A 26387-nucleotide genomic window follows, 5' to 3' on the forward strand; every position below is an offset into this window, starting at 1 on the left:
TATGATTAAAAAGCCCTCACTTTATGAGGGCTTTTTGCTGATTACGCCGGACGAACGCCCAGCGTATGACAAATGGCGTAGCTCATCTCCGCGCGGTTAAGCGTGTAGAAGTGGAAGTCCTTCACCCCTTCGCGGCTTAAGATCTTCACCATGTCCATCGCGATATTGGCCCCCACCAGCTTGCGGGTTTCCGCGTCATCGTCCAGCCCTTCGTACATTTTGGACATCCACAGCGGAATGCGAACGTTGGTCATATCGGCGAACTTCTTCGCCTGTTTGAAGTTAGAGACTGGCAGAATGCCCGGGATAATTTCGACGTCGATACCTGCCGAGACGCAGCGGTCGCGGAAGCGCAGATAGCTTTCCACGTCAAAGAAGAACTGGGTGATGGCGCGGTTGGCACCGGCCTCCACCTTACGCTTCAGGTTAAGCAAATCCGCCTGGGCGCTTTTCGCTTCCGGGTGGACTTCAGGGTAGGCGGCCACGGAGATATCAAAATCAGCAACGTCTTTCAGCAGCGCGACCAGATCGGTAGCGTACATGTCCGGCTTGCCGCTTCCCGGCGGCAGATCGCCACGCAGGGCCACAATGTGGCGAATGCCATTATTCCAGTAGTCCTGAGCGATGGCGCGCAGCTCATCGCGGGTGGCGTCAATACAGGTCAGATGCGGCGCTGCTACCAGACCGGTTCTGTCCTTAATGCCTTTAATAATGCTGTGCGTGCGGTCGCGCTCGCCGGAGTTGGCGCCGTAGGTCACGGAGACAAACTTCGGCTTAAGGCTGCTCAGGCGATCGATAGAGCTCCACAGGGTTTGCTCCATTTCACTGGTGCGCGGCGGGAAAAATTCAAAAGAGACGTTAATCTGGCCGTTTACTTCGGCCAGGCTCTGATTCAGTGCTTCCCGCTGGTTGGCGTGAAAAAAGCTCATACCTTACCTCTATCTTTCGCGTGTCATTGTCTGTTGTGTTGTGAACTTCTATACGTTTAGACGTCCAGATGTAAAAATGACGGAAAAGCGGCGTGACGTCAACAGAAATAATCACAATAACGGTGAGGTTTGCTCAGGGAAGATGAGGGGAGTTCATGATGAGGGTGAGCGCGGTCTGATGCCCTCACCCTAACCCTCTCCCACAGGGAGAGGGAAATTCACTTTTTACAGCAGCTTAGCCAGACGGTTAATATCGGACTGGATAGCCCCAGCGGTGACATCGCGCCCCGCGCCCGGGCCGCGGATCACCAGCGGGTTATCGCGGTACCAGCGGCTTTCAATGGCGAAGACGTTATCGCACGGCAGCAGGGCCGCCAGCGGATGGTCAGGACGCACCGCCTCGACACCCACACGCGCTTTACCGTTCGCCTCGAAACGCGCCACGTAGCGCAGCACCAGCCCCATCTCGTTTGCCGCTTCCAGACGCTGCACCATCTGGTCATTCAGCTCGTCGCCGTTTTCGAAAAAGTGGTCAACAGAACCTTCTTCGCAGCCTGCAGGCACCAGCGACTCGACGCGGACGGAATCCGGTTCGATGTCATAACCGGCTTCACGCGCCAGGATCACCAGCTTGCGCATCACGTCTTTACCGGAGAGGTCAACGCGCGGATCGGGCTCGGTTAAGCCCTGCTGCCACGCCTGATCCACCAGGTCGGTGAACGGTACGGTGCCGTCAAACTGCAGGAACAGCCAGGAGAGCGTGCCGGAGAAGATCCCGCTCAGCGCCAGAATGCTGTCGCCGCTTTCAATCAGGTCACGCACGGTATGGTTAACCGGCAGGCCCGCGCCAACGGTGGCATTATAGAGCCAGTGGCGGCCCGTTTTTTCAAACGCGTCGTGGATCTGACGGTATTTATCGGTGCTGCTCGCCCCCGCCAGCTTGTTGGCGCTGATGACGTGGAAACCGTGGCTGGCGAAATCCAGATACTGATCGGCAAGCTGTTCGCTGGCGGTGACGTCCAGCACCACCAGATCGTCATACGGGTGCGCGCGCATCCACAGGAACAGTGACTCTTCATCCTGCTCAACCGCTTCATCGTTAAAGAAGGCAAGCGCCCGGCTGGCGTCCAGCCCTTCGTAGTTCAGCAGGCTGCGGCGGCTATCCACCACGCCCGCAAGAATAAATTCAAACCCGGTACGCGCCGAAAGCGTGACCTGTTCGCGGGCGAACAGCTCCAGCCAGCGGGAACCGATGTTACCCTTACCAAACAGCACCAGGCCGATGCGTTTTTCCGCGCGGAACAGCGAGGTGTGCAGACCCTGAATCAGGCTTTCAGTTGGGCCTTTACGCAGCACGGCGACCAGGCTGATGCCCTCTTCCGACTGCCAGGTGAACTCCACCGGCTGGCCCTTCAGCTGCTGCCAGAAGCGGTGGCAGTGCAGCGGGTTACGGGTGACGCCCGCGCCGACCATCGCCACCAGCGCCAGCCCCTGACGCAGGCGAAGCTCGCCCGGCAGGCCCGCTTCGTCGAGAATTTTCAGCGCGCTGTCCGCCACTTCGGCGGTATAGCAGAACTGCAGCAGCTGACGATCGTTATGCACGCCAACGGCCAGCGGACGCACCTGGGCGCGTTTCAGGATCGTGTCGATATCTTTATGCGCCAGCCTGAAGTCCTGACCCGCAGGGACCTGGAACTCAATCAGGCAGATGTCGTCGTGGCTGGTGACAATGCGCGCGCCCGTGCCGGACGCCAGCACGCGCTCAATGCGGGTAGACCCCTGATCCGGCGTATAGCTACAGCGCAGCTGCAGGTCAATATCGCTGCCGGAAACCGGCTGCAGCGTACGGGCGTGCAGCACCGGGGCCGCCAGACGCGCCAGCTCGCTCGCTTCGTCGAGACGCAGCAGCGGAAGCAGGCAGGCATCTTTCACTTTACGCGGGTCCGCGCTGTAGACACCGGCCACGTCGCTCCAGATGGTAACGCGGGACACGCCCGCCAGGGCACCGATCTGCGTTGCCGAGTAGTCCGAGCCGTTACGGCCCAGCAGCACGGTTTCACCGGCGTTGCTGCGGCTGATAAAGCCGGTGACGACAATACGTTTGCCCGGATGCTGCACCAGCAGCTGTTGCAGCAACGGATAGGACAACCCTTCGTCCACCTGCGGCTGCGCGGCGCGTTCCGCACGCAGGAAATCACGCGCGTCGAGCCAGGCCGCGTCTACGCCCAGGTGTTGCAGTACGGCGGCCATCAGGCGCGCGGACCACACTTCACCGTGGCCCACCACTTCGGCATACACCGCGTCGGTAATCCCGCTATCCAGCAGAGCAGCCAGACGCTCAAGGTCATGCGTGAAGGCGCTGATCAGCCCGTCCGCCACGTCCGCAGGCAGCAGGCCGGCAATCAGCTCGCTCTGGTAACGACGTAAGGACTGTTGCACCTGATGCGCAGAAAGGCGATCGGTCTGGCTCAGTTTCAGCCAGCTAATCAACTGGTTGGTGGTGCTGCCCGCCGCCGAGACAACCATCATGTCACCCGGCTGTGAATATTCGGTCATGATCCCTGCGACGCGCAGATAACATTTCACATCAGCAAGACTACTACCACCAAACTTGTGCAGCTGACGACCCTTCGCCCCTGCCTGCGCTATCACACTCATGATTACCCCTTGGCTGCGACCCGGAAGCCATTTTCCAGATCGGCAATTAAATCTTCAGAATCTTCAATACCGGTCGAGATACGCAGCAGCGTCTCGGAAATCCCGGCGGCGGCACGTGCTTCCGGTGCCATACCTGCATGCGTCATGGTCGCGGCGTGGGAGATCAAGCTTTCAACCCCACCTAAGGATTCCGCCAGCGTAAACAATGACAGCCCGCTCAGGAAGCGACGCAGCGTTTGCTCGTCACCGTCCAGTTCAAAACTTAACATCGCGCCAAATCCCTTCTGCTGGCGCGCGGCAATCTCATGCCCCTGGTTTTCCGGCAGCGACGGGTGATAAAGCTTCTTCACCAGCGGCTGGGTTTTCAGGAAATCGACAATCGCCTGGGCATTACGCTGCGCCACGTCCATGCGCGGCGAAAGCGTGCGGATGCCGCGCAACAGCAGGTAGCTGTCGAACGCGCCCGCGGTGACGCCGATATTATTAGCCCACCATGCCAGTTCCGTGACAACGTCGGGATCATTTGCAATCACCACGCCCGCCACCACGTCAGAATGGCCGTTCAGATATTTAGTGCATGAATGCAATACCAGATCCGCACCCAGTGCTAACGGGTTCTGAAGGGCCGGACTGAGGAAGGTATTATCCACTACACTTATCGCTCCCGCATCCCTTGCGAGCTGACAAATTTTCGCAATGTCGACAACGCGCAACAATGGGTTGCTTGGACTTTCCACCAGAACCAGCTTCGGCTTCTCTGCCAGCGCCTGTTTCAGCGCCTGTTCGTCGTTTTGATCGACAAACAGCACGCGGTAGCAGCCGCGCTTTGCCAGGCTATCAAACAGACGATAGCTGCCGCCGTAACAGTCGTGCGGCGCAACCAGCAGATCGCCAGGCTTCAGGAACACCGTGGTCACCAGGTGAATGGCAGACATACCGGTATTGGTTAATACCGCACCCGCGCCGCCTTCCAGTTCCGCCAGCGCGCGCTGGGTTACATCACGCGTAGGGTTGCCGCGACGCGAGTAGTCATGCGCGCGCGGTTCATTAAATCCGGTGAAATTGTAGGTGCTGGAAAGATGAATGGGCGGGACAACGCAGCCGTACTGCTCGTCATCATTTAATCCGCTACGCACTGCGATCGTGGCCTGTTTACGCGTCATGGTGAGGGCTTCCTGGCGAATGAGGTGAAAAGTCAGCCACCAGAGTAAACATTGAAAGTATGGACGTCAATACATCTGGACATCTAAACTTCTTTGCGTATAGATTGAGCAATGCGCAAATAGCCGTTAAAATTATATGCTTTAGTGCACGCTGCAGCGGCAATATCCGTGCCACGGTATCGTCTCTACGGTAAACTACGCAAGATTACGGTTCAAAACGGGCAGTGACCGGTTTGCACCTTTAGATTAATGACTGAGAGGATTAAAGGTATCTCATGGCTGAATGGAGCGGCGAATATATCAGCCCATACGCTGAGCACGGTAAGAAGAGTGAGCAAGTAAAGAAAATTACGGTTTCCATTCCTCTGAAGGTGTTGAAGATCCTCACCGATGAACGTACGCGTCGTCAGGTGAACAACCTGCGTCACGCGACCAACAGCGAACTGCTGTGCGAAGCGTTCCTGCATGCGTTTACCGGCCAACCGTTGCCGAACGATGACGATCTGCGCAAAGAGCGTAGCGACGAAATCCCGGAAGAGGCGAAGGTGATCATGCGTGAACTGGGTATTGACCCGGAGACGTGGGAATACTGAGAAGCGGATACAAAAAAGGCACCTTGCGGTGCCTTTTTTTCGGGAAACTTATTTAGCGCCCGGGATGCTGAAACGCTTGTTGAAGCGGTCAACACGGCCACCGGTTGCAACATCACGCTGCTTACCAGTGTAGAACGGGTGGCATTTGCCGCACACGTCCAGGTTCAGATCGTGACCCACGGTAGAGCGGATCTGGATAGAGTTACCGCAAGAGCAGTTTGCAGTAATCATTTCGTATTTCGGGTGAATATCTTTTTTCATGGGAGAACCTCAGTTAAGGCCGCGTCGCTCTTCCAGCCCTAACGCCAGACACCACGCGATGTTGAATGTAAGTTCTTTGGCGTAAAGTACACCAAAGGCGGCGAATCATACAGAATTTAACCAACGTATGCAAACTGATCCGCACGCCGCTTTTACTAATGTGTATACTAACGCGCCACTTTTCAAGTCAGGAAGATTCGATGCCCGTCGCTCACGTTGCCCTGCCCGTTCCGCTTCCCCGCACCTTTGACTACCAGCTGCCCGACAGCATGAGCGCCAAAGCGGGCTGTCGCGTGACCGTGCCGTTTGGCAAACAGCAGCGCGTGGGGATCGTCGTCTCCGTCAGCGATAAAAGCGAATTGCCCCTCAATGAACTGAAATCGGTGGTTGAGGTGCTGGACAGCGAGCCGGTTTACTCCATCAGCACCTGGCGACTGCTGCTGTGGGCGGCAGATTATTATCATCACCCGATTGGCGACGTTCTGTTCCACGCCCTGCCGATCCTGCTGCGCCAGGGCAAAAGCGCCAGCCACGCCCCGATGTGGTACTGGTTTGCCACCGAACAGGGGCAGGCCGTAGACATCAACAGCCTGAAGCGTTCGCAGAAACAGCAGCAGGCGCTGGCGGCGCTGCGTCAGGGAAAAATCTGGCGGCACCAGGTCGACGAGCTTGAGGTCAGCGAAACGGCGCTACAGGCATTAAGAAAGAAAGGGTTGAGCGAGCTGGCCAGCGAAGCGCCCGCCCTTCACGACTGGCGCGACGGCTTCTCCGTCTCGGGCGATCGCCTGCGCCTGAATACCGAGCAGGCTACCGCGGTAGGCGCCATTCATAGCGCCTCGGACCACTTTTCCGCCTGGCTGCTGGCGGGCGTGACGGGCTCCGGCAAGACCGAAGTCTATCTGAGCGTGCTGGAAAACGTGCTCGCGCAGGGCAAACAGGCGCTGGTGATGGTGCCGGAAATCGGCCTGACACCGCAGACCATTGCCCGCTTCCGCGAGCGCTTTAACGCGCCCGTTGAGGTGCTGCACTCCGGGCTGAACGACAGCGAGCGCCTCAGCGCCTGGCTGAAAGCGAAAAACGGCGAAGCGGCGATTGTGATCGGCACCCGCTCGTCGCTGTTTACGCCGTTTAAAAACCTCGGCGTTATCGTGATCGACGAAGAGCACGACAGCTCCTATAAACAGCAGGAAGGCTGGCGCTATCACGCCCGCGATCTGGCGGTCTACCGTGCACACAGCGAGCAAATTCCCATTATTCTCGGATCCGCCACGCCTGCGCTCGAAACGCTGCACAACGTGCGCCAGCGTAAATACCACATGCTGCGCCTGACGCGCCGCGCGGGGAATGCCCGCCCGGCCATTCAGCACGTGCTGGATCTCAAAGGCCAGCAGGTGCAGGCCGGCTTAGCGCCCGCCTTGATTTCCCGCATGCGCCAGCATTTGCAGGCGGGGAACCAGGTCATTCTGTTCCTCAACCGTCGCGGATTTGCCCCCGCCCTGCTGTGCCACGACTGCGGCTGGATTGCCGAGTGCCCGCGCTGCGACCACTACTACACCTTCCATCAGGCCCAGCGACACTTGCGCTGCCACCACTGCGACAGCCAGCGTCCGGTTCCTCGCCAGTGCCCGTCATGTGGTTCCACGCATATCGTGCCGGTGGGGCTGGGAACGGAACAGCTGGAACAGGCGCTTGGCCCTTTCTTCCCGGACGTGCCTATTTCCCGAATCGACCGGGACACCACCAGCCGCAAGGGGGCGCTGGAGCAGCAGCTGGCGGAAGTGCATCGCGGCGGCGCGCGCATCCTGATTGGCACCCAGATGCTGGCCAAAGGGCACCACTTCCCGGACGTGACGCTGGTCGCCCTGCTCGACGTCGACGGCGCGCTGTTCTCGGCAGATTTCCGCTCCGCCGAGCGCTTCGCCCAGCTTTATACTCAGGTGGCAGGGCGTGCCGGACGCGCGGGGAAACAGGGCGAGGTAGTACTGCAAACGCACCACCCTGAGCACCCGCTGCTACAGACTCTGCTGCACAAAGGCTATGACGCCTTTGCCGAGCAGGCGCTGGCCGAACGCCAGACCATGCAGCTGCCGCCGTGGACCAGCCACGTCATCATCCGCGCGGAGGATCATAACAACCAGCAGGCGCCGCTTTTCCTGCAACAGCTGAGGAATCTTCTGCAGGCCAGCCCGCTGGTGGATAACCAGCTGTGGATCCTGGGACCGGTGCCGGCGCTGGCGCCAAAACGCGGTGGACGTTTCCGCTGGCAAATTTTACTTCAGCACCCCTCGCGTATTCGCCTGCAGCACATCGTCAGCGGCACGCTGGCGCTCATCAATACCCTGCCGGAAGCGCGTAAAGTGAAGTGGGTACTGGACGTCGATCCCATCGAAGGCTGAAGACGGATCGAAAAATTTAACGCGCCTCACACTTTTTATGAAAATTCTGTAACCGATTCCATTAACTATCTGTAAAAATGGTGATGTCCGCAGTTCGGTGTTCAGGCGAGGAGAAGACGTTGAAGTCCAGGAAAGAGGTTGCCACGGCGACCATGAAAGACGTTGCCGAGAAAGCACAAGTCTCAACGGCAACCGTGTCCCGCGCATTAATGAACCCGGATAAAGTCTCCCAGGCGACCCGTAACAAGGTTGAACAGGCGGCGCTGGAAGTGGGGTATTTCCCGCAGGCGATGGGGCGGAACGTCAAGCGCAATGAATCGCGGACCATCCTGGTAATAGTGCCGGATATCTGCGATCCCTTCTTCAGCGAGATCATTCGCGGTATCGAAGTGACGGCGGCGGAGCAGGGCTATCTGGTGCTGATTGGCGACTGCGCTCACCAGAACCAGCAGGAAAAAACCTTTATCGACCTCATTATCACCAAGCAGATTGACGGCATGCTGCTGCTTGGCTCGCGCCTGCCGTTTGATGCCAGCATCGAAGAGCAGCGCAATTTACCGCCGATGGTAATGGCCAACGAATTTGCGCCAGAGCTTGAGCTGCCGACGGTCCACATTGATAACCTCACCGCCGCGTTCAACGCCGTAAACTATCTCCAGGAGCTGGGACATAAGCGGATTGGCTGCATTGCCGGGCCGGAAGAGATGCCGCTGTGCCACTACCGCCTGCAGGGCTATGTTCAGGCGCTGCGCCGTACCGGTGCGATTGTCGATCCGCACTATATTGCGCGCGGTGATTTTACCTTTGAAGCGGGCGGACAGGCGCTGGAGAAACTGCTGGCGCTGCCGGAACCGCCAACGGCGGTGTTCTGCCACAGCGACGTGATGGCGCTGGGTGCGCTTTCACACGCCAAGCGCCGTGGCTTACGCGTGCCGAAAGATTTGTCGATTATCGGATTCGATAACATTTCACTTTCAGAGTTTTGCGATCCACCGCTCTCCACCGTTTCACAACCGCGCTATCAGATTGGCCGCGAAGCGATGCTGCTTCTGCTGGATCAGCTGCAGGGTCAAACGGTTAGCAGCGGCTCGCGTTTGCTGGACTGCGAGCTGATTATTCGCGGCTCTACCCAGGCATTGACTTAAAGTAAACGCCTTTCGGACACCCTTATCTGGTCAAAGCCCCGCCGCTTAAGTAACATGGCGGGCTGACGAACGAATAAATACAGCGAAACGATAGTGGCACAACGAGATTATGTACGTCGCGGCCAGCCGGCACCTTCGCGACGCAAAAAGAGCAGTTCAAAAAGCAAGCAGCGTAATCTGCCTGCGGTCTCGCCAGCAATGGTCGCTATTGCTGCGGCCGTGCTGGTGGCCTTTATTGGCGGCCTGTACTTCATCACGCACCATAAAAAAGAAGAGTCCGAGGCCCTTCAGGGCAACAAAGTGGTGGGAAATGGTCTGCCGCCGAAACCTGAAGAGCGCTGGCGCTATATTAAAGAGCTGGAAAGTCGTCAGCCCGGCGTGCGTGCGCCTACTGAGCCCTCAGCCGGTGGCGAAGTGAAGAATGCCGATCAGCTGACGGACGAGCAGCGCCAGCTGCTGGCACAGATGCAGGCCGATATGCGCCAGCAGCCGACGCAGCTGAATGAAGTGCCGTGGAATGAACAAACGCCAGCGCAGCGTCAGCAAACGTTGCAGCTGCAGCGTCAGCGCCAGGCACAAATTCAACAGCAGCAACAGCAGCAACAGCAGCAGTGGACGCAAACTCAGCCGGTACAGCAGCCGAAGGCCCAGCCATACCAGCAACCGCAGCAGCAGACGCGTACGGTGCAGTCGCAGCCTGTTCAACAGCCAAAAGCGCAGCCGCCAAAGCAAGCGGCGCAGCCGTATCAGGATCTGCTCCAGACGCCAGCGCATACCACCGCGCAGCAGCCGAAAACGCAGCAGGCCGCGCCGGTGACCAAAGAGACCGAAGCGCCGAAGCAGACGGCAGAGAAAAAAGACGAGCGCCGCTGGATGGTGCAGTGCGGTTCGTTTAAAGGTGCCGAGCAGGCGGAAACGGTACGTGCTCAGCTGGCGTTCGAAGGATTTGATTCACGCATTACCACCAATAACGGCTGGAACCGCGTGGTGATCGGCCCGGTTAAAGGCAAAGAAAACGCAGACGGCACCATTTCCCGTTTGAAAGTGGCTGGGCACACAAACTGCATTCGACTCGCCTCCGGGGGTTGAAACCCCCAAAATCCCCCCCATCTATCATTTAATTCAGCCCTGAGCACAGGCTCAGGGCTTCTGTTTCCCGAATCTGTAACCAGGGGGTCTGCTCGTGACAACAATAGTAAGTGTACGCCGTAACGGCCAGGTGGTAATTGCCGGTGATGGCCAGGCCACGCTGGGTAATACCGTCATGAAAGGCAACGTGAAGAAAGTCCGTCGTCTCTACAACGACAAAGTGATCGCCGGTTTTGCAGGCGGCACGGCGGATGCCTTCACGCTGTTTGAACTGTTTGAACGCAAGCTGGAAATGCATCAGGGTCATCTGGTGAAAGCTGCCGTTGAGCTGGCAAAGGACTGGCGTACCGACCGTATGCTGCGCAAGCTCGAAGCGCTGCTGGCGGTCGCGGATGAAACCGCTTCGCTTATCATCACCGGTAACGGTGACGTGATTCAGCCGGAAAACGACCTGATTGCCATCGGCTCTGGCGGCCCTTATGCCCAGGCTGCAGCCCGCGCGCTGTTGGAAAATACCGACATGAACGCGCGTGATATCGCGGTGAAGGCGTTGGATATTGCAGGTGATATCTGCATCTATACCAACCACAACCACACCATCGAAGAATTGACCTCCAAAGCGTAAGGATCTCCCATGTCTGAAATGACCCCACGCGAAATTGTCAGCGAACTGAACAAACACATTATCGGCCAGGATAACGCCAAGCGCTCCGTGGCCATCGCGCTGCGTAACCGCTGGCGTCGTATGCAGCTTGACGAAGAGCTGCGTCACGAAGTCACCCCGAAAAACATTCTGATGATCGGCCCGACCGGCGTCGGTAAAACCGAAATCGCCCGTCGTCTGGCGAAGCTGGCGAACGCGCCGTTCATCAAAGTTGAAGCCACCAAGTTCACCGAAGTGGGCTATGTGGGTAAAGAAGTGGACTCTATCATCCGCGACCTGACCGATTCTGCGATTAAGATGGTGCGCGTCCAGGCGATTGAGAAAAACCGCTACCGCGCGGAAGAGATGGCCGAAGAGCGTATTCTCGACGTGCTGATCCCACCGGCGAAAAACAACTGGGGCCAGGCTGAACAGCAGGCTGAGCCTTCAGCCGCGCGTCAGGCGTTCCGCAAAAAACTGCGTGAAGGCCAGCTGGACGACAAAGAGATTGAGATCGACCTCGCGGCCGCGCCGATGGGCGTGGAAATCATGGCGCCTCCGGGCATGGAAGAGATGACCAGCCAGCTGCAGTCCATGTTCCAGAACCTGGGCGGCCAAAAGCAGAAAGCGCGTAAGCTGAAAATCAAAGACGCGATGAAGCTGCTGATTGAAGAAGAAGCGGCGAAGCTGGTCAATCCGGAAGAGCTGAAGCAGGACGCTATCGACGCGGTTGAGCAGCACGGTATCGTGTTTATCGACGAAATCGACAAAATTTGTAAGCGCGGCGGCAACAGCTCCGGTCCAGACGTGTCCCGCGAAGGCGTACAGCGCGATCTGCTGCCGCTGGTTGAAGGCTGCACCGTCTCTACCAAGCACGGCATGGTGAAAACGGACCACATTCTGTTTATCGCTTCCGGTGCATTCCAGGTAGCCAGCCCGTCGGATCTGATCCCGGAACTGCAGGGTCGTCTGCCTATCCGCGTTGAGCTGCAGGCACTGACCACCGAAGATTTCGAGCGCATCCTGACGGAGCCAAACGCCTCTGCTACCGTACAGTACAAGGCGCTGATGGCGACCGAAGGCGTGAACCTCGAGTTCACCGAAGACGGTATCAAGCGTATCGCCCAGGCCGCATGGCAGGTGAACGAAACCACCGAGAACATCGGTGCGCGTCGTCTGCACACCGTGCTGGAACGTCTGGTTGAAGACATCTCATATGACGCGAGCGACCTCAACGGTCAAACCATTACCATCGACGCAGACTATGTGAGCAAACATCTGGATGCGTTAGTGGCAGATGAAGATCTGAGCCGTTTTATCCTATAATCGCGGTTACTGCATTCTCATCACTGTTAATGGGGGCTAAGGCCCCCATTTTTATTGGCTAAATTACTATGACTGATATCAGCCGTACTCAGGCGTGGCTCGAAAGTCTTCGCCCTAAAACGCTTCCTCTGGCTTTTGCCGCCATTATTGTCGGCACCGCGCTTGCCTGGTGGCAAGGGCATTTCGATCCGCTGGTGGCAGGTCTGGCGCTCATTACCGCCGGGCTGCTGCAAATCCTCTCTAACCTCGCGAATGATTATGGCGATGCGGTAAAAGGCAGCGACAAGCCTGACCGTATCGGGCCGCTGCGCGGGATGCAAAAGGGGGTGATCACCCAGGCACAGATGAAGCGTGCGCTGATTATCACCGTGGTGCTGATTTGCTTATCTGGCCTGGCGCTGGTGACGGTCGCCTCGAAAACTACCAGCGACTTCATTGGCTTCCTGGTGTTGGGCCTGCTCGCCATCATCGCAGCCATCACCTACACCGTCGGCACGCGCCCTTACGGCTATATTGGCCTTGGGGATATCTCTGTACTGGTGTTCTTCGGCTGGCTGAGCGTAATGGGGAGCTGGTACTTACAGGCGCATACGGTGATCCCTGCCCTGTTCCTCCCGGCGACCGCCTGCGGCCTGCTGGCGACGGCGGTGCTCAATATCAATAATCTGCGCGATATCGACAGCGATCGTGAGAACGGCAAGAACACGCTGGCGGTGCGTCTGGGGCCGGTGAATGCGCGCCGCTATCATGCCTGCCTGCTTATTGGCGCGCTGGTTTGCCTGGCGCTGTTTAACCTAATTTCCCTGCACAGTCTGTGGGGCTGGCTGTTTGTGCTTGCCGCGCCGCTGCTGGTTAAGCAGGCCCGCTTTGTGATGCGTGAACTCAGCCCGGCAGCCATGCCGCCGATGCTGGAGCGAACGGTAAAAGGCGCGCTGCTGACTAACCTGTTGTTCGTCATTGGGATTGTGTTAAGCCAGACGCTCAGTTAGCTGATAAATATCAATTAACAATTGATGATTTTGCCAACAACGCATTTCGCACGATATACTGAACACATTCGCAGCAACTGAGCGTTAAACCTATGAAATACGATACCTCCGAGCTTTGTGACATCTACCAGGAAGATGTCAACGTCGTTGAACCGCTGTTCTCCAACTTTGGTGGGCGGTCGTCGTTTGGCGGTCAAATCGTCACGGTGAAATGTTTCGAGGACAACGGGTTGCTGTACGATCTGCTCGAACAGAACGGCCGTGGCCGCGTACTGGTGGTTGACGGCGGCGGGTCCGTGCGTCGCGCACTGATTGATGCTGAACTGGCCGGCATTGCCGTCCAGAACGAGTGGGAAGGCATCGTGGTGTACGGCTCCGTGCGTCAGGTGGACGATCTCGAAGACCTGGATATTGGAATTCAGGCCATCGCGGCCATACCGGTAGGCGCTGCGGGTGACGGCATCGGCGAAAGCGACGTGCGCGTTAACTTCGGCGGCGTGACCTTCTTCTCAGGCGATCATCTCTACGCCGATAATACCGGCATTATCCTTTCTGAAGATCCGCTGGATATTGAGTAATTTACCAGGCCATCTTTTATCGGATGGCCTTTGTTTTTATCATCACCCAAACCGTGAAGTTAACACAGGTTTAGATATCTCCTCTTTTTATACTGCAATAACACTCCCCCGTAGCGTCTCCTGATGGTTTCGGCGCTCCAGAATAACCGTTTATTCAATCGCCGTCGTTTGCCACATATTTTGCATATCACGTCGTACTTTCCCTGCACAGCAAATGCGCACTAACTGCTTACGAAATAAAGAAAATTTAGCTTAGGTTAACGTCTTTACGGTGTATTATGAGTAAATAACCACCACAATTTCAGGGTTACCTTTCCTGCTTACCGGACGGGCTTACCTGACAGAAGAAGAATGGATTCATCATGAGCAATGAAAAGGGATGTAAGTTCTGCCAGCGCGACGGTTTACCCGTCCTGCCGGTTCGTCCGGCAATCATGGAAAAAGGTGACGCGTTACCGGCTTTATCCGGCAGTATCACCGTACCGGTAACGGCCGAAGGAGGTGCAGACTATACCGCCCGTCTGCTGAGGCAGGGCTTTTTATACATCTGGGCGGAACGTTCACAACGCTGGATTAACTATTATGCTACCGGCGACGGCTATTTTTATCCTCTTCCAGAGGACGGCATCGTGCCGCCGCGCGTGGAAAGCGGGGACATTACCCCCTGTATTACCCGACCAGATGAACTGGCAACCGCTTCCCTGGTGACACTGCCGGTAAAGCCCGCCGGAATCCTTAACGGGGTGTACTGGTTTGCGTGGTCTGAAGAGTCGTGGACACCGGTGGTACGCAAACAGCATGAAGATGTCGCCTGGCGAAGCCAGTATATGCAGAAATTTGATATGGATGCCTGGCTTGCCAGCCACAACGGTCAGCAGGCCCTGCCCTTCAGTCAGCTCGTTAATTGCGTAGCTGAATACAGTCCAGGACTGCGCAACAGCACTCTTAAAGCCTGGACTCCCTCTCCCCTCAAAGCGGTCAGTAGTCATTCTGCGGCCGCTTTACGACAGGCGGCAGATAATCTGAACGCGGGCAACGGTGCGATTCTAATGTTGTCTGACCCGGTTGGGGTGGCGACGGAGATTTCAGCCCTGGCACGCTACCGGATGCAGCAGGCTATCGCCACGGATCCGGAGTTGAGCCGTGGCACTGCATTGCTGACCATGCTCGGCAGCGTCGAACTGGCAATGCGTAATTATTTTTACCTGCGGGCAGAAGCCGGGGATGAAAGCTATGAGCGCCAGATGCGCTATGGCAGGGACACGCCGGCAGGACCGAGATTTCCGGCTCCGGACATGGCTGACCGGATGCATGTCCTGAATGAGGCCAGCCGGAAGGACCGGGTGGACGAGGCATGGCAGACCGGCTACGAAAAATACATCGACCGGGCAAAGACACAGACATTCAGTCAGACACTGAAAGACTGGCTGACCGAGTATGACAAAAGTTCAGTCATTCCCATCACCCGGATGTATCTGGCCTGGCTGCAGGGACCGGCGATGGCGAATTACTTTGTGCAGCACTTTGATCCGACCTGCGCGCACAGCGGCGGACGCTATATCCAGACAGTAGCGAAAGTACTGGCAGGAATGAACGACAAAGGCGGAGTGATTACCCACATCGATCAGCAGCTGAATCAGGCTCCGCTGACGCCGGAAAACTTTCTTCAGCGGGCGGCCTTCTTTAATCATGACGGCTGGATTGCCGAGGCAAATGCACAGCTGAAAAGCGGCGGACCAGACTGGTGGCTGGGTATAAGCTGGGACCGTCTGGCGGACGGCGCGAAGGAGTACAGCGGCAACTATGCCAGCGCGATCCTGACGGGGCTGGAAAAGCTCAGCATGCTCTGGTCTGAGGCGATGATGAAATCGGTGGATCTGATGGTGAAAGGAACGCCGGTGCGCTTTGCTATCGGGATACTGGCGATGCAGGGTAAGGCGTTCTCTGCCGTCAGCGTGGTGCCGGGGACGAAAAACTTTGTCGGGGCGATGACCCGGGGGATGGCCGGGATGCTGGAAATGAGTGGACGCAGCGGCGGGCAATTATATACCGCGATGCAAAAGCTGACCGACCGACTGGTGAAGGAGCTACCGGAGCGCTCGCTGGAGAAAATATCTCTGCCGCGGATTATTGACGTGCATGAGGCGAAGGCACTGGCCGCCCTGCCGGTTAAAGAGCGGCTGGCGAAGCTCAGTACGGCAATGCTCACGGAGGACGAGCTGGCGCGAATGCTGTTCCCGAAATCGCTGGGCTCATCGGTGGCTCAACTGAGCGGGATGAAACCCGGCACGCTGGCGACGGAGATGGCGGCGAAAGGCATGACGTTTGGCGGGACGGTGTTCTCAGCGTACTTCCAGTGGATGGTGTTGGGGTACGGTGTGAAAGAGAGCGGCCTGCCGTCCGGTGGTAAAGCTGCGACGGTGTTCGCGGCGAACGCCAGCATGGCGGTGGCGTCAACGGCGGAAGCGCTGAAGCTGGCGATGACGTCACTGATGAAGCTGGAGCTGCCATCAACGCTGTCAGTGATAAGAAACGGGGCGATGAGGGTTCTCGGATCTGTTTTTTTTAAATGGTTAGGATTCGGAGGGGGGATGGTTTATACCCTGACAGAGGTTCTAGATGGACGGAAGGCATTAGAAAATGGAAAAACAGGTATCGGTATTGCACATTTGATTAACGCCCTCGGTGTCGGGATGATGACTGTCGGGGGCGGTAGCGAGATATCGGTTGCAATCCTTGCCCGCTTTGGTTTATCAGCAACAATTCTTGAAAGTTCAGAACTGGCGGCGTTTTTCCTAGGGCCGGCGGGGATATTTTTCGGGATGCTTCTGGTTGTCGGTGCGGGAGCCTGGCTGTTAAGTCAGACCCGAAACGATATCCAGACCTGGCTACTCAGTACACAGTGGCGGCGGGTTCCGCCGGGTGAGAGCGACATTCAGCCTATTTATCCGAATGCGCAAATGGAAAAGGAAGGCTATTTGGCCCTGAGCGCACAGGGAGGGACGCATGTTTAATCCCTTTAAACGGTTTCCGGCAGACCCATCCAAACGCTTCTATAAGGGTTTTCTCCGCCTCAGTGATGAACGTGTTTTTAAAATTTACTCGCAGAAAACAGGCAATCCGGATGTTCCAGGGGTCTCTGGGTTTAACAGCGTGGTGCGCCTGAACTCGACCTATCTGGAGCTAGTTGACCGTTTTTACAACTGGCGCGGAACATGGACGCTGGCCGGAGTTTTCTTTTTTTGTCTGTCTTTTTATGTGTTTTTACAGCCATTAATCACGTTGTTGCAAGATGGTTTTCATAGTGCAGCTCTCTGGATTGTTGACATCATTATCTGGGGGATTACGCTGCCGCTCTGTTTGGGATTATACCGGATGATGACCTCCGAGGTATTTTTCAGTACCTACTATCCGATCCGCTTTAACCGTAAAAACGGGATGGTGTATGTGTACCAGTCCGGCGGAAAAATCCTCTCCTTGCCGTGGCAGGATCTCAGATTTGTTCTGCGTTCAACGAAGGGACGGCTGGCAAAAGAATGGACAATTGTGGGATGCCTTACGGGTGAGGACGGGGACACTGTTACGGAATGTATCCCTCTCCCAATTAATCTGGAGAGTGACCCCGATGTGCTGTCCATGTACTGGGAGTTTATCCGCTGCTATATGGAAGAAGGAGATGAGTATCTCCCGGACCTGGCTGACTCCATTGCCTGGTGCCCGCCGGTGGAAAAACAGAAAGAGGGCTGGCTGTTCGGGCTGCTTTACTTCAGTAAGCAATGGTTCGGGCGGCTCGGGTTGCTGGTGAATGCGCTGCAGTTGCCTCTCTTTTTCGTGCTCAGTTTTCCGCGCTGGCTGGTGATGGCGACCAGTAAAATTCCGGTATGGCCGGCTGACGTGGTCGCGGCCTGTCAGCCGGCTGAGAATGACCCTGTCAACAAAGGCGCTGAGCATAATCCACCGCAGGTCTGGCGACCGATGCTGGGCTTGCAGGGCAAGGAGCGTTATGCCCGCACGTTTGCAAAAGAGCGCGGAGCAATGGACCGGGTTGTTGCCCGGCTGAAAGCCAAATATGGCGGGCAGAACCATGCGGACTGAGGGGCTTATCGGTCTGGCGGGAATATTTGTCGGGATGCTGCTGGTTCTGGGGGCCGGGGCCTGGCTGTTAAGCCATGCCCGGAACGACATACAGACCTGGCTGCTCAGTACGCAGTGGCGGCGGGTGCCGCCGGGTGAGAGCGATGTCCCGGCTATCTGGTCGGATGCACAAATGGAAAAGGAGGGCTATATGGCTCTGACCGACCAAGGAGGCGCGCATGTTTAATCCCTTTAAACGATTCCCTGCCGACCCGACAAAACGGTTCTATAAGGGATTTCTCCGCCTCAGTGATAAACGTGTTTTTAAGATTTACTCGCAGAAAACAGGCGATCCGGACGTTCCAGGCATATCCGGATTCGACAGCGTGGTGCGCATGAACTCAACCTATCTGGAGCTGGTTGACCGGTATTACAACTGGAGAGGTGTCTTAACTCTTGGGGCCGCAATAATATTCTATATTATGTTTATTCGCGGTTTTCTAGGGTTGTTAATCCCTATGCTCTGGGAGGGAGGATATCCGCTTAAGACCTGGATATATTTGATTGTTGTCTGGTGCTTAATATCACTTCCTCTTTCCTGGGCTGCATACAGGCTAATGGTTTCTGAGATATTTTTCAGTACCTACTATCCGATCCGCTTTAACCGTAAAAACAGGATGGTATATGTCTACCAGTCCGGTGGAACGGTGCTGTCCATTCCGTGGGAGGAACTCAAATTTGTCCTGTACCCAACGAAGGGGCGACTCTCAACGCAGTGGACCATTGTGGGATGTCTTACGGGTGATGACGGAGATACTGTCACGGGGGCGATTCCTCTCCCGATTAATGTGAACTGGGACCCGGAAGACCTGACCATGTACTGGGAATTTATCCGCTGCTATATGGAAGAGGGAGATGAGTATCTCCCGGACCTCGCGGACTCCATAGCCTGGTGCCCGCCGGTTGAAAAACAGAAAGAGGGCTGGCTGTTCGGACTGTTCTATCTCAGTAAGCAGTGGTTCGGGCGACTCGGTCTGATGGTGAATGCGCTGCAGCTTCCTGTGTTTTTCGTTCTCAGTTTTCCGCGCTGGCTGGTCATGCTGACCTGCAAAATCCCGGAATGGCCTGCGGAAGTGGTCGCGGCCTGTCAGCCGGACGAGAATGACCCTGTCAATAAAGGCGCTGAGCATAATCCACCGCAGGTCTGGCGACCGATGCTGGGCTTGCAGGGCAAGGAGCGTTATACCCGCACGTTTGCAAAAGAGCGCGGAGCAATGGACCGGATCGTTGCCCGACTGAAAGCCAAATATGGCGGTCAGGACCATGCGGACTGAGGGGCTTATCGGCCATGAACCGAATACTGGCGAAAGCGACGTACGCGTGAATTTCGGCGGCGTGACCTTCTTCTCCGGCGACCATCTTTATGCTGATAATACCGGCATTATCCGGTCGGAAGATGCGCTGGATATCGAGAAAAAAAACCGGGTAGCGGCGACGCTTACCCGGCTATTTCTGTTCAATCCCGACAGAATTAAACCTCTTCCATACGTCCCAGCAGCGCCTGCAGGCGATCCTGCCAGCCGTTCTGCTGTTCGCGCAGCTGGTTGTTTTCGCGCTCCAGTTCTTCGCGGCCGTGCTGAGCGTTCTGAACTTCCTGCGCCAGGCTGTTGTTCTTCTCTTTCAGCTCTTCAATTTCCATCTGCAGCAGCGTGATGGTGTCAATCGCCTGCTGTACTTTCGCTTCCAGTTTCTCAAACACTTCTAAAGACATGATCCTACCTCTCCTGAATTGCAAGGCGACGCTTTAACGTAAACGCGCACAACATATGTTCCGATTGTATGGAGCGCAGTCGCCCCTGTCCAGCGGCATGCCACGCAGATCGCGGTTTGCAACACTTTTCGGCCTCGTCCTGGTGCGTTCGCGGCATATACCTCTAAGTTGTTAACCCATTCGTTAAAAAAATGATTCAGCTCACCGTGCGCGACTGATGCAAAAACGCGCTTTATGGCGCGAAAACGCTCATTTTATTGACACAGACCACACATTTTAATTTCGATATTTCTCGTTTTTGCTCGTTAACGATAAATTAACACTATGTCTACAGGGCATCGTGGCTGTCACGGGCGGCCACGCTAACAATAAACATCAATTTCTTCAGGATTCCGATTATGAGTCAGACATCAACCTTAAAAGGCCAGTGCATTGCCGAGTTCCTTGGTACCGGGTTGTTGATATTCTTCGGAGTGGGCTGTGTCGCTGCACTGAAAGTGGCGGGTGCCAGTTTTGGTCAGTGGGAAATCAGTATCATCTGGGGTCTGGGCGTGGCGATGGCCATCTACCTGACTGCAGGGGTCTCTGGCGCACATCTTAACCCGGCGGTGACAATCGCACTGTGGCTGTTCGCGTGCTTCGACGGACGCAAAGTTGTTCCCTTCATTATTTCTCAATTTGCCGGCGCGTTTTGCGCAGCGGCGTTAGTTTACGGGCTTTATTACAATCTTTTCATCGACTTCGAACAGACGCATCATATGGTGCGCGGTAGCGTCGAAAGTCTGGATCTGGCAGGCATCTTCTCAACCTACCCTAACCCGCATATCAATTTTGTGCAGGCGTTCGCAGTTGAAATGGTGATTACCGCTATTCTGATGGGCGTCATTATGGCTTTGGGCGATGATGGTAACGGCATTCCGCGTGGCCCGCTGGCGCCATTGCTGATTGGCCTGCTGATCGCCGTCATCGGTGCGTCCATGGGGCCGTTAACAGGATTTGCGATGAACCCGGCGCGTGACCTGGGTCCAAAAACCTTCGCCTTCTTTGCAGGATGGGGCGACGTGGCTTTCACCGGCGGCAAAGATATTCCTTACTTCCTGGTACCGCTGTTCGGACCAGTCGTAGGGGCGGCACTGGGTGCATTTGGCTATCGCAAATTAATTGGTCGCCACTTACCGTGCGACACCTGTGTGGAAGAGGAGAAGGAAACGACTTCTACCGCACAACAAAAAGCTTCGCTGTAATCTGACTACGGGACACATACCATGACCGAAAAAAAATATATCGTTGCGCTCGACCAGGGCACTACCAGCTCCCGCGCTGTCGTAATGGATCATGACGCGAATATCGTCAGCGTGTCACAGCGCGAATTTGAGCAAATTTATCCGCGTCCAGGCTGGGTAGAACACGACCCGATGGAGATCTGGGCGTCACAAAGCTCCACGCTGGTGGAAGTGCTGGCGAAAGCCGACATCAGTTCCGACGAAATCGCCGCGATTGGTATCACCAACCAGCGTGAAACCACCGTGGTGTGGGAACGCGAAACCGGTAAGCCGATTTACAACGCCATCGTCTGGCAGTGCCGCCGTACGTCAGAGATCTGCGAACAGCTTAAGCGTGACGGGATGGAAGAGTACGTGCGCAGCGCCACCGGCCTGGTGGTTGACCCGTACTTCTCCGGCACCAAAGTGAAGTGGATCCTCGACCACGTGGAAGGTTCACGCGAGCGTGCAAAACGCGGCGAGCTGCTGTTCGGTACCGTTGATACCTGGCTTATCTGGAAGATGACTCAGGGACGTGTCCACGTTACTGACTACACTAACGCCTCGCGCACCATGCTGTTCAACATCAACACCCTGGAGTGGGATGACAAGATGCTGGACGCGCTGGATATTCCGCGCGCGATGCTGCCTGAAGTGCGTAAGTCGTCTGAAGTCTACGGCCAGACCAACATCGGCGGTAAAGGCGGCACCCGTATTCCTATCGCCGGTATCGCCGGTGACCAGCAGGCGGCGCTGTTCGGCCAGCTGTGCGTCAAGGAAGGGATGGCGAAGAACACCTACGGCACCGGCTGCTTTATGCTGATGAACACCGGCGAGAAAGCGGTGAAATCAGAAAACGGCCTGCTGACTACCATCGCCTGCGGCCCGCGCGGCGAGGTGAACTATGCCCTGGAAGGTGCGGTGTTTATGGCGGGCGCATCTATTCAGTGGCTGCGCGACGAGATGAAGCTGATCAGCGATGCGTTTGACTCCGAGTACTTCGCGACCAAAGTGAAAGACACCAACGGCGTGTACGTGGTGCCAGCGTTCACCGGTCTGGGCGCACCGTACTGGGACCCGTATGCCCGCGGCGCAATTTTCGGCCTGACGCGCGGTGTGAACTCAAACCACATCATTCGTGCGACCCTGGAATCCATCGCCTACCAGACGCGTGACGTGCTGGAAGCGATGCAGGCAGACTCCGGCATTCGTTTGCACGCCCTGCGCGTGGACGGTGGCGCGGTAGCCAACAACTTCCTGATGCAGTTCCAGTCCGACATTCTGGGCACCCGCGTTGAGCGCCCTGAAGTACGTGAAGTGACGGCACTGGGCGCGGCGTATCTTGCGGGTCTCGCGGTAGGCTTCTGGCAGAACCTGGACGAGCTGCAGGAGAAAGCGGTCATCGAACGCGAATTCCGCCCTGGCATCGAAACCACCGAGCGCAACTACCGCTACAGCGGCTGGAAGAAAGCGGTGAAACGTGCCCTGGCGTGGGAAGAACACGAAGAGTAAGCCTATATTCCCTCTCCCCTGGGGAGAGGGTTAGGGTGAGGGGCTCCAACCGCACCGGTCCCCTCACCCCTCCCCACTCTGTGATAAACTTCGTGCAATTCCTTTTGATTGTACGAGTCCCTCATGAAACGTGAACTTGCTATCGAGTTTTCCCGCGTCACCGAAGCAGCCGCCCTTGCAGGTTATAAATGGCTGGGTCGTGGCGACAAAAATACCGCAGACGGCGCGGCCGTCCACGCCATGCGCATTGTGCTTAACCAGGTCAACATCGACGGCACTATCGTCATCGGTGAAGGCGAAATCGACGAAGCGCCGATGCTCTACATCGGTGAAAAGGTCGGGACCGGCAAAGGCGATGCGGTGGATATCGCGGTGGACCCGATCGAAGGCACGCGCATGACGGCGATGGGCCAGGCCAACGCCCTGGCGGTGCTGGCCGTGGGCGATAAAGGCTGCTTCCTCAACGCGCCAGACATGTACATGGAAAAGCTGATTGTCGGCCCTGGTGCGAAAGGCGCAATCGATCTCAGCCTGCCGCTGGACGCCAACCTGCGCAATATCGCGGCGGCGCTGGCTAAACCGCTCAACGAACTCACCGTGACTATTCTGGCCAAACCGCGCCATGACGCCACTATCTCTTATCTGCAGGCACTCGGCGTGCGCGTGTTTGCCATTCCGGATGGCGACGTAGCCGCCTCTATTCTGACCTGCATGCCGGACAGCGAAGTGGACGTGCTTTACGGCATCGGCGGCGCGCCGGAAGGCGTGGTCTCTGCGGCGGTGATCCGCGCGCTGGACGGTGATATGCAGGCGCGCCTTCTGCCGCGCCATGAGGTGAAAGGCGACAGCGACGAAAACCGTCGTATCGGTGAGGACGAGCTGGCGCGCTGCGCAGCGATGGGCATCGAAGCCAATAAAGTACTGGCGCTGAACGACATGGCGCGCAGCGATAACGTCGTCTTCTCTGCAACCGGCATCACCAAAGGCGATCTGCTGGACGGCATCACCCGCAAGGGCAACATGGCGACCACTGAAACGCTGCTGATCCGCGGTAAATCGCGCACCATCCGACGCATTCAGTCCATTCACTATCTCGACCGTAAAGACCCGGACGTGCAGACGCATATTCTGTAAAACCGTTTGATCGATAGAGCTTTCCGGCCCGAAGGGGCTGGAAATGTTTCCCACAAGTACGGAAGATAGAACAGAGAAACAGCACAGGAGAAGATCATGGCGGACTGGGTAACAGGTAAAGTCACAAAGATAGAATTCTGGACCGATGCGCTATTTAGTCTCACCCTGCATGCTCCCGTTCACCCGTTTAAGGCCGGGCAATTTGCCAAGCTGGGTCTGGATGTCGACGGCGAGCGCGTGCAGCGCGCCTACTCTTACGTTAACGCGCCGGATAACCCGGATCTCGAGTTCTATCTGGTCACCGTTCCTGACGGTAAGCTCAGCCCGCGTCTTGCCGCCCTTCAGCCCGGCGACGATGTGCAGATTGTGAGCGAAGCGGCAGGCTTCTTTGTGCTCGAAGAGATCCCTGACTGTGACACGCTCTGGATGCTGGCAACCGGCACGGCCATCGGTCCGTATCTCTCTATCTTGCAGTACGGTAAGGATCTGGAGCGCTTCAAAAACATCGTGCTGGTGCACGCCGCGCGCTATGCCGCAGATTTAAGCTATCTCCCGCAGATGCAGGCGCTGGAACAGCAGTACGGCGGAAAGTTAAAGATTCAGACGGTAGTCAGCCGCGAAACCGTAGCAGGAGCGCTTACCGGTCGCGTACCGGCGTTAATTGAGAGCGGCGCACTGGAAGACGCGGTGGGTTTACCGATGACGGCCGAAACCAGCCACGTCATGCTGTGCGGTAACCCGCAGATGGTCCGGGACACGCAGCAGCTTCTGAAGGATACCCGGCAGATGACGAAACATCTTCGCCGCCGGCCGGGCCATATGACCGCCGAACACTACTGGTGATCAGCGGTATTTCACCTCGACGGTATCTTTACCGTATTTATTTTCGCTCTGGGTGCCGATAAACGCGCCCAGATCGACAATCATCATCACGAAGATGACCGACGGCAGCAGCCTGCCCACAACCCACGGCAGGATGGAAGGCAGCATCGCCCAGTTCCCTGCCACCAGCATCCACGCCAGTATGATCAAAAATGCCCACGCGCCGGAGCGGCCGCGATCGTGCAGGCGTTTCACCACGACGGCCGCCGTCGGCCATAGCAGGCAAGCCAGTGCAAATGCCGCCGTTTGCGTGCTCAGCCAGGCGTTATAAGCAACGAAAAAAAGAAGCAGCATGGCGACGACCCACGTCACCATCCAGACCCAGAAATCACGGCGTCCAATACGCCCTTTGAATGAAAACAGCCACTGCTGTATGGTCATGTAAGGTTCCTTATTATCGTTTAGCCCGCATTTTACCCTGGAGTTGTGACCTTTTGACAAGCCGACCAGATATCGTTTTAATCATGAGCACTTACGGCCAGGTGCAATGTTGATGAAAAATTCGGCACATTCTCTTTTCCTGTGTTTAGCGATGCTCGGCGCGGGTTTTCCGCTGCACGCCGCCAACACCGCGGCCCCCACCACTGCGCCGTATTTGCTGGCGGGCGCACCGTCTTTCGATCAGTCCATCAGCCAGTTTCGCGAAGCTTTCAATCAGGCCAACCCAGGGCTGCCGCTGGATGAGTTTCGCGCCATTGATAGCTCGCGCGATACCCCTACACTGACCCGTGCAGCGAGCAAGATAAACGAGAATTTGTATGCTTCCACGGCGCTGGAGCGCGGTACGTTAAAAATCAAAAGCATGCAAATCACCTGGTTGCCGATTCAGGGGCCAGAGCAGAAAGCGGCTAAATCGAAGGCGCTTGATTACATGAGCGCGGTGCTGCAGGCGTTTACACCTGCGCTGACGAAAAAGCAGAGCCAGCAAAAGCTGCAAAAGCTGCTGGCCGCCGGTAAAAACAAGCGGTACTACGCCACAACCGAAGGCGCGATTCGCTATGTAGTGGCGGATAACGGCGAAAAAGGACTGACCTTCGCCGTTGAACCGATTAAGCTGGCGCTATCTGACACCCTTGGCGGGGCCAATTAATGACAAAAAGCAAAGCCTTTCGAGGGAAAATCTCTATACTGATTCACAGACCATGCTGCCCGACAGGGCGGCCATATTCCTTAATTCGCTTATTTAGCGTGGAGAATTGAAATGCGACATCCTTTAGTGATGGGTAACTGGAAACTGAACGGCAGCCGCCACATGGTAAACGAACTGGTTGCAAACCTGCGTAAAGAGCTGGCTGGCGTGACCGGCTGCGCGGTTGCTATCGCTCCGCCGGATATGTACCTGGATCTGGCTAAACGTGCCGCTGACGGCAGCCACATCGTGCTGGGCGCGCAGAACGTTGACGTTAACCTGTCTGGCGCGTTCACCGGTGAAACTTCCGCTGAAATGCTGAAAGATATCGGCGCAAAATACATCATCATCGGCCACTCCGAGCGTCGCACCTACCACAAAGAATCTGACGAGTTCATCGCGAAGAAATTTGCCGTGCTGAAAGAGCAGGGTCTGATCCCGGTTCTGTGCATCGGTGAAACCGAAGCGGAAAACGAAGCGGGCAAAACCGAAGAAGTGTGTGCACGTCAGATCGACGCCGTGCTGAAAACGCAGGGCGCAGCAGCGTTCGAAGGCGCGGTTATCGCTTACGAGCCAGTCTGGGCGATCGGTACCGGCAAATCTGCTACCCCTGCGCAAGCTCAGGCAGTTCACAAATTCATCCGTGACCATATTGCTAAAGCCGACGCGAAAGTGGCTGAGCAAGTGATCATCCAGTACGGCGGCTCCGTAAACGCCTCCAACGCTGCTGAGCTGTTCACCCAGCCAGATATCGATGGCGCGCTGGTTGGCGGTGCATCCCTGAAAGCGGACGCTTTCGCGGTGATCGTTAAAGCGGCAGAAGCGGCTAAACAGGCGTAATGGCCTTTGTGGC

Annotated in this window: 24 protein-coding genes and 1 pseudogene; 19 read left to right on the forward strand and 6 right to left on the reverse strand. The window is 56.6% G+C overall.

The features are described 5' to 3' along the window. Positions 1 to 41: 41 nt before the first annotated feature. The 3 genes from metF to metB all read right to left on the reverse strand — a co-directional run bounded on the left by metF (position 42) and on the right by metB (position 4750). Positions 42 to 929 carry a methylenetetrahydrofolate reductase gene (gene metF / locus IM295_RS07675; protein WP_193066491.1) on the reverse strand — a complete coding sequence of 296 codons (888 nt, stop codon included), beginning with the start codon at positions 927 to 929 and terminating at the stop codon, positions 42 to 44. 225 nt (positions 930 to 1154) lie between these two features. Further along, positions 1155 to 3587 (reverse strand): bifunctional aspartate kinase/homoserine dehydrogenase II, encoded by a 2433-nt coding sequence (locus IM295_RS07680; RefSeq protein ID WP_041911800.1) that lies wholly within the window; start codon positions 3585 to 3587, stop codon positions 1155 to 1157. 2 nt (positions 3588 to 3589) lie between these two features. Next, positions 3590 to 4750, reverse strand: coding sequence for a cystathionine gamma-synthase (gene metB / locus IM295_RS07685; protein ID WP_193066492.1), 1161 nt, complete (start codon positions 4748 to 4750; stop codon positions 3590 to 3592). A gap of 275 nt (positions 4751 to 5025) precedes the next feature. On the opposite strand from metB, the gene metJ reads away from it, so the two are divergent. Further along, on the forward strand, positions 5026 to 5343 hold the full coding sequence (gene metJ / locus IM295_RS07690; protein WP_003862042.1) for a met regulon transcriptional regulator MetJ: 318 nt from the start codon (positions 5026 to 5028) through the stop codon (positions 5341 to 5343). Positions 5344 to 5391: 48 nt separating this feature from the next. On the opposite strand, the gene rpmE is transcribed toward metJ, so the two are convergent. Next, positions 5392 to 5604 (reverse strand): 50S ribosomal protein L31, encoded by a 213-nt coding sequence (gene rpmE / locus IM295_RS07695; RefSeq protein ID WP_003862040.1) that lies wholly within the window; start codon positions 5602 to 5604, stop codon positions 5392 to 5394. Between the two features lie 200 nt (positions 5605 to 5804). Here rpmE and priA point away from each other — a divergent pair, with 200 nt between their 5' ends. From priA to IM295_RS07755, 12 genes and pseudogenes are all read left to right on the forward strand, one after another. Next, positions 5805 to 8000 carry a primosomal protein N' gene (gene priA, locus IM295_RS07700; RefSeq protein WP_193066493.1) on the forward strand — a complete coding sequence of 732 codons (2196 nt, stop codon included), beginning with the start codon at positions 5805 to 5807 and terminating at the stop codon, positions 7998 to 8000. 119 nt (positions 8001 to 8119) lie between these two features. After that, positions 8120 to 9145, forward strand: coding sequence for a DNA-binding transcriptional regulator CytR (gene cytR, locus IM295_RS07705; protein WP_041911797.1), 1026 nt, complete (start codon positions 8120 to 8122; stop codon positions 9143 to 9145). Positions 9146 to 9238: 93 nt separating this feature from the next. Continuing rightward, on the forward strand, positions 9239 to 10234 hold the full coding sequence (gene ftsN / locus IM295_RS07710) for a cell division protein FtsN (protein WP_136484728.1): 996 nt from the start codon (positions 9239 to 9241) through the stop codon (positions 10232 to 10234). Positions 10235 to 10328: 94 nt separating this feature from the next. Next, the gene (gene hslV, locus IM295_RS07715; RefSeq protein ID WP_014072345.1) at positions 10329 to 10859 is read left to right on the forward strand and encodes an ATP-dependent protease subunit HslV; all 531 of its coding nucleotides are present in this window, start codon (positions 10329 to 10331) and stop codon (positions 10857 to 10859) included. 9 nt (positions 10860 to 10868) lie between these two features. Beyond that, complete coding sequence (hslU, locus tag IM295_RS07720) at positions 10869 to 12203, forward strand: HslU--HslV peptidase ATPase subunit (protein ID WP_028014840.1); 1335 nt, start codon at positions 10869 to 10871, stop codon at positions 12201 to 12203. Between the two features lie 62 nt (positions 12204 to 12265). Next, positions 12266 to 13192 carry a 1,4-dihydroxy-2-naphthoate polyprenyltransferase gene (gene menA / locus IM295_RS07725; RefSeq protein WP_100171285.1) on the forward strand — a complete coding sequence of 309 codons (927 nt, stop codon included), beginning with the start codon at positions 12266 to 12268 and terminating at the stop codon, positions 13190 to 13192. A gap of 92 nt (positions 13193 to 13284) precedes the next feature. Then, the gene (gene rraA / locus IM295_RS07730) at positions 13285 to 13770 is read left to right on the forward strand and encodes a ribonuclease E activity regulator RraA (protein ID WP_014885702.1); all 486 of its coding nucleotides are present in this window, start codon (positions 13285 to 13287) and stop codon (positions 13768 to 13770) included. Between the two features lie 362 nt (positions 13771 to 14132). Then, positions 14133 to 16784, forward strand: a complete 2652-nt coding sequence (locus IM295_RS07735; RefSeq protein WP_193066494.1) for a T6SS effector BTH_I2691 family protein — start codon at positions 14133 to 14135, stop codon at positions 16782 to 16784. Next, positions 16777 to 17865 carry a DUF6708 domain-containing protein gene (locus IM295_RS07740; RefSeq protein WP_193066495.1) on the forward strand — a complete coding sequence of 363 codons (1089 nt, stop codon included), beginning with the start codon at positions 16777 to 16779 and terminating at the stop codon, positions 17863 to 17865. The genes IM295_RS07735 and IM295_RS07740 overlap by 8 nt, the downstream gene beginning before the upstream one ends. After that, positions 17855 to 18091, forward strand: a complete 237-nt coding sequence (locus IM295_RS07745; RefSeq protein ID WP_193066496.1) for a hypothetical protein — start codon at positions 17855 to 17857, stop codon at positions 18089 to 18091. Before IM295_RS07740 ends, IM295_RS07745 begins: the two co-directional genes overlap by 11 nt. Positions 18092 to 18461: 370 nt before the next feature. Next, positions 18462 to 19178, forward strand: coding sequence for a DUF6708 domain-containing protein (locus tag IM295_RS07750; protein WP_193066497.1), 717 nt, complete (start codon positions 18462 to 18464; stop codon positions 19176 to 19178). 28 nt (positions 19179 to 19206) lie between these two features. Then, positions 19207 to 19317: pseudogene (locus IM295_RS07755) on the forward strand (hypothetical protein); the annotation flags it as partial. 58 nt (positions 19318 to 19375) lie between these two features. Here the strand turns inward: IM295_RS07755 and zapB are convergent. Beyond that, the gene (gene zapB / locus IM295_RS07760; RefSeq protein ID WP_028014842.1) at positions 19376 to 19615 is read right to left on the reverse strand and encodes a septal ring assembly protein ZapB; all 240 of its coding nucleotides are present in this window, start codon (positions 19613 to 19615) and stop codon (positions 19376 to 19378) included. Between the two features lie 398 nt (positions 19616 to 20013). On the opposite strand from zapB, the gene IM295_RS07765 reads away from it, so the two are divergent. The 4 genes from IM295_RS07765 (at position 20014) to fpr (ending at position 24366) form a co-directional block, all read left to right on the forward strand. Beyond that, positions 20014 to 20859, forward strand: a complete 846-nt coding sequence (locus tag IM295_RS07765; RefSeq protein WP_028014843.1) for an MIP/aquaporin family protein — start codon at positions 20014 to 20016, stop codon at positions 20857 to 20859. Positions 20860 to 20880: 21 nt separating this feature from the next. Continuing rightward, positions 20881 to 22389 carry a glycerol kinase GlpK gene (gene glpK, locus IM295_RS07770; protein ID WP_028014844.1) on the forward strand — a complete coding sequence of 503 codons (1509 nt, stop codon included), beginning with the start codon at positions 20881 to 20883 and terminating at the stop codon, positions 22387 to 22389. Between the two features lie 123 nt (positions 22390 to 22512). After that, positions 22513 to 23523: a class II fructose-bisphosphatase gene (glpX, locus tag IM295_RS07775; RefSeq protein WP_028014845.1), complete on the forward strand. Its 1011-nt coding sequence runs from the start codon at positions 22513 to 22515 to the stop codon at positions 23521 to 23523. Between the two features lie 96 nt (positions 23524 to 23619). Further along, positions 23620 to 24366 (forward strand): ferredoxin--NADP(+) reductase, encoded by a 747-nt coding sequence (gene fpr / locus IM295_RS07780; RefSeq protein ID WP_045260252.1) that lies wholly within the window; start codon positions 23620 to 23622, stop codon positions 24364 to 24366. Here the strand turns inward: fpr and IM295_RS07785 are convergent, their stop codons facing one another. Then, positions 24367 to 24786, reverse strand: a complete 420-nt coding sequence (locus IM295_RS07785; RefSeq protein ID WP_193066498.1) for a DUF805 domain-containing protein — start codon at positions 24784 to 24786, stop codon at positions 24367 to 24369. Positions 24787 to 24898: 112 nt separating this feature from the next. Here IM295_RS07785 and IM295_RS07790 point away from each other — a divergent pair, with 112 nt between their 5' ends. Then, positions 24899 to 25495 (forward strand): DUF1454 family protein, encoded by a 597-nt coding sequence (locus tag IM295_RS07790; protein ID WP_041911791.1) that lies wholly within the window; start codon positions 24899 to 24901, stop codon positions 25493 to 25495. A 111-nt stretch (positions 25496 to 25606) separates the two neighbouring features. Further along, positions 25607 to 26374, forward strand: coding sequence for a triose-phosphate isomerase (gene tpiA / locus IM295_RS07795; RefSeq protein WP_006808674.1), 768 nt, complete (start codon positions 25607 to 25609; stop codon positions 26372 to 26374). The last annotated feature ends 13 nt before the right edge of the window (positions 26375 to 26387 follow it).

The sequence above is a fragment of the Enterobacter cloacae complex sp. P14RS genome, from assembly GCF_014895895.1.
Taxonomy (GTDB): domain Bacteria; phylum Pseudomonadota; class Gammaproteobacteria; order Enterobacterales; family Enterobacteriaceae; genus Enterobacter; species Enterobacter bugandensis.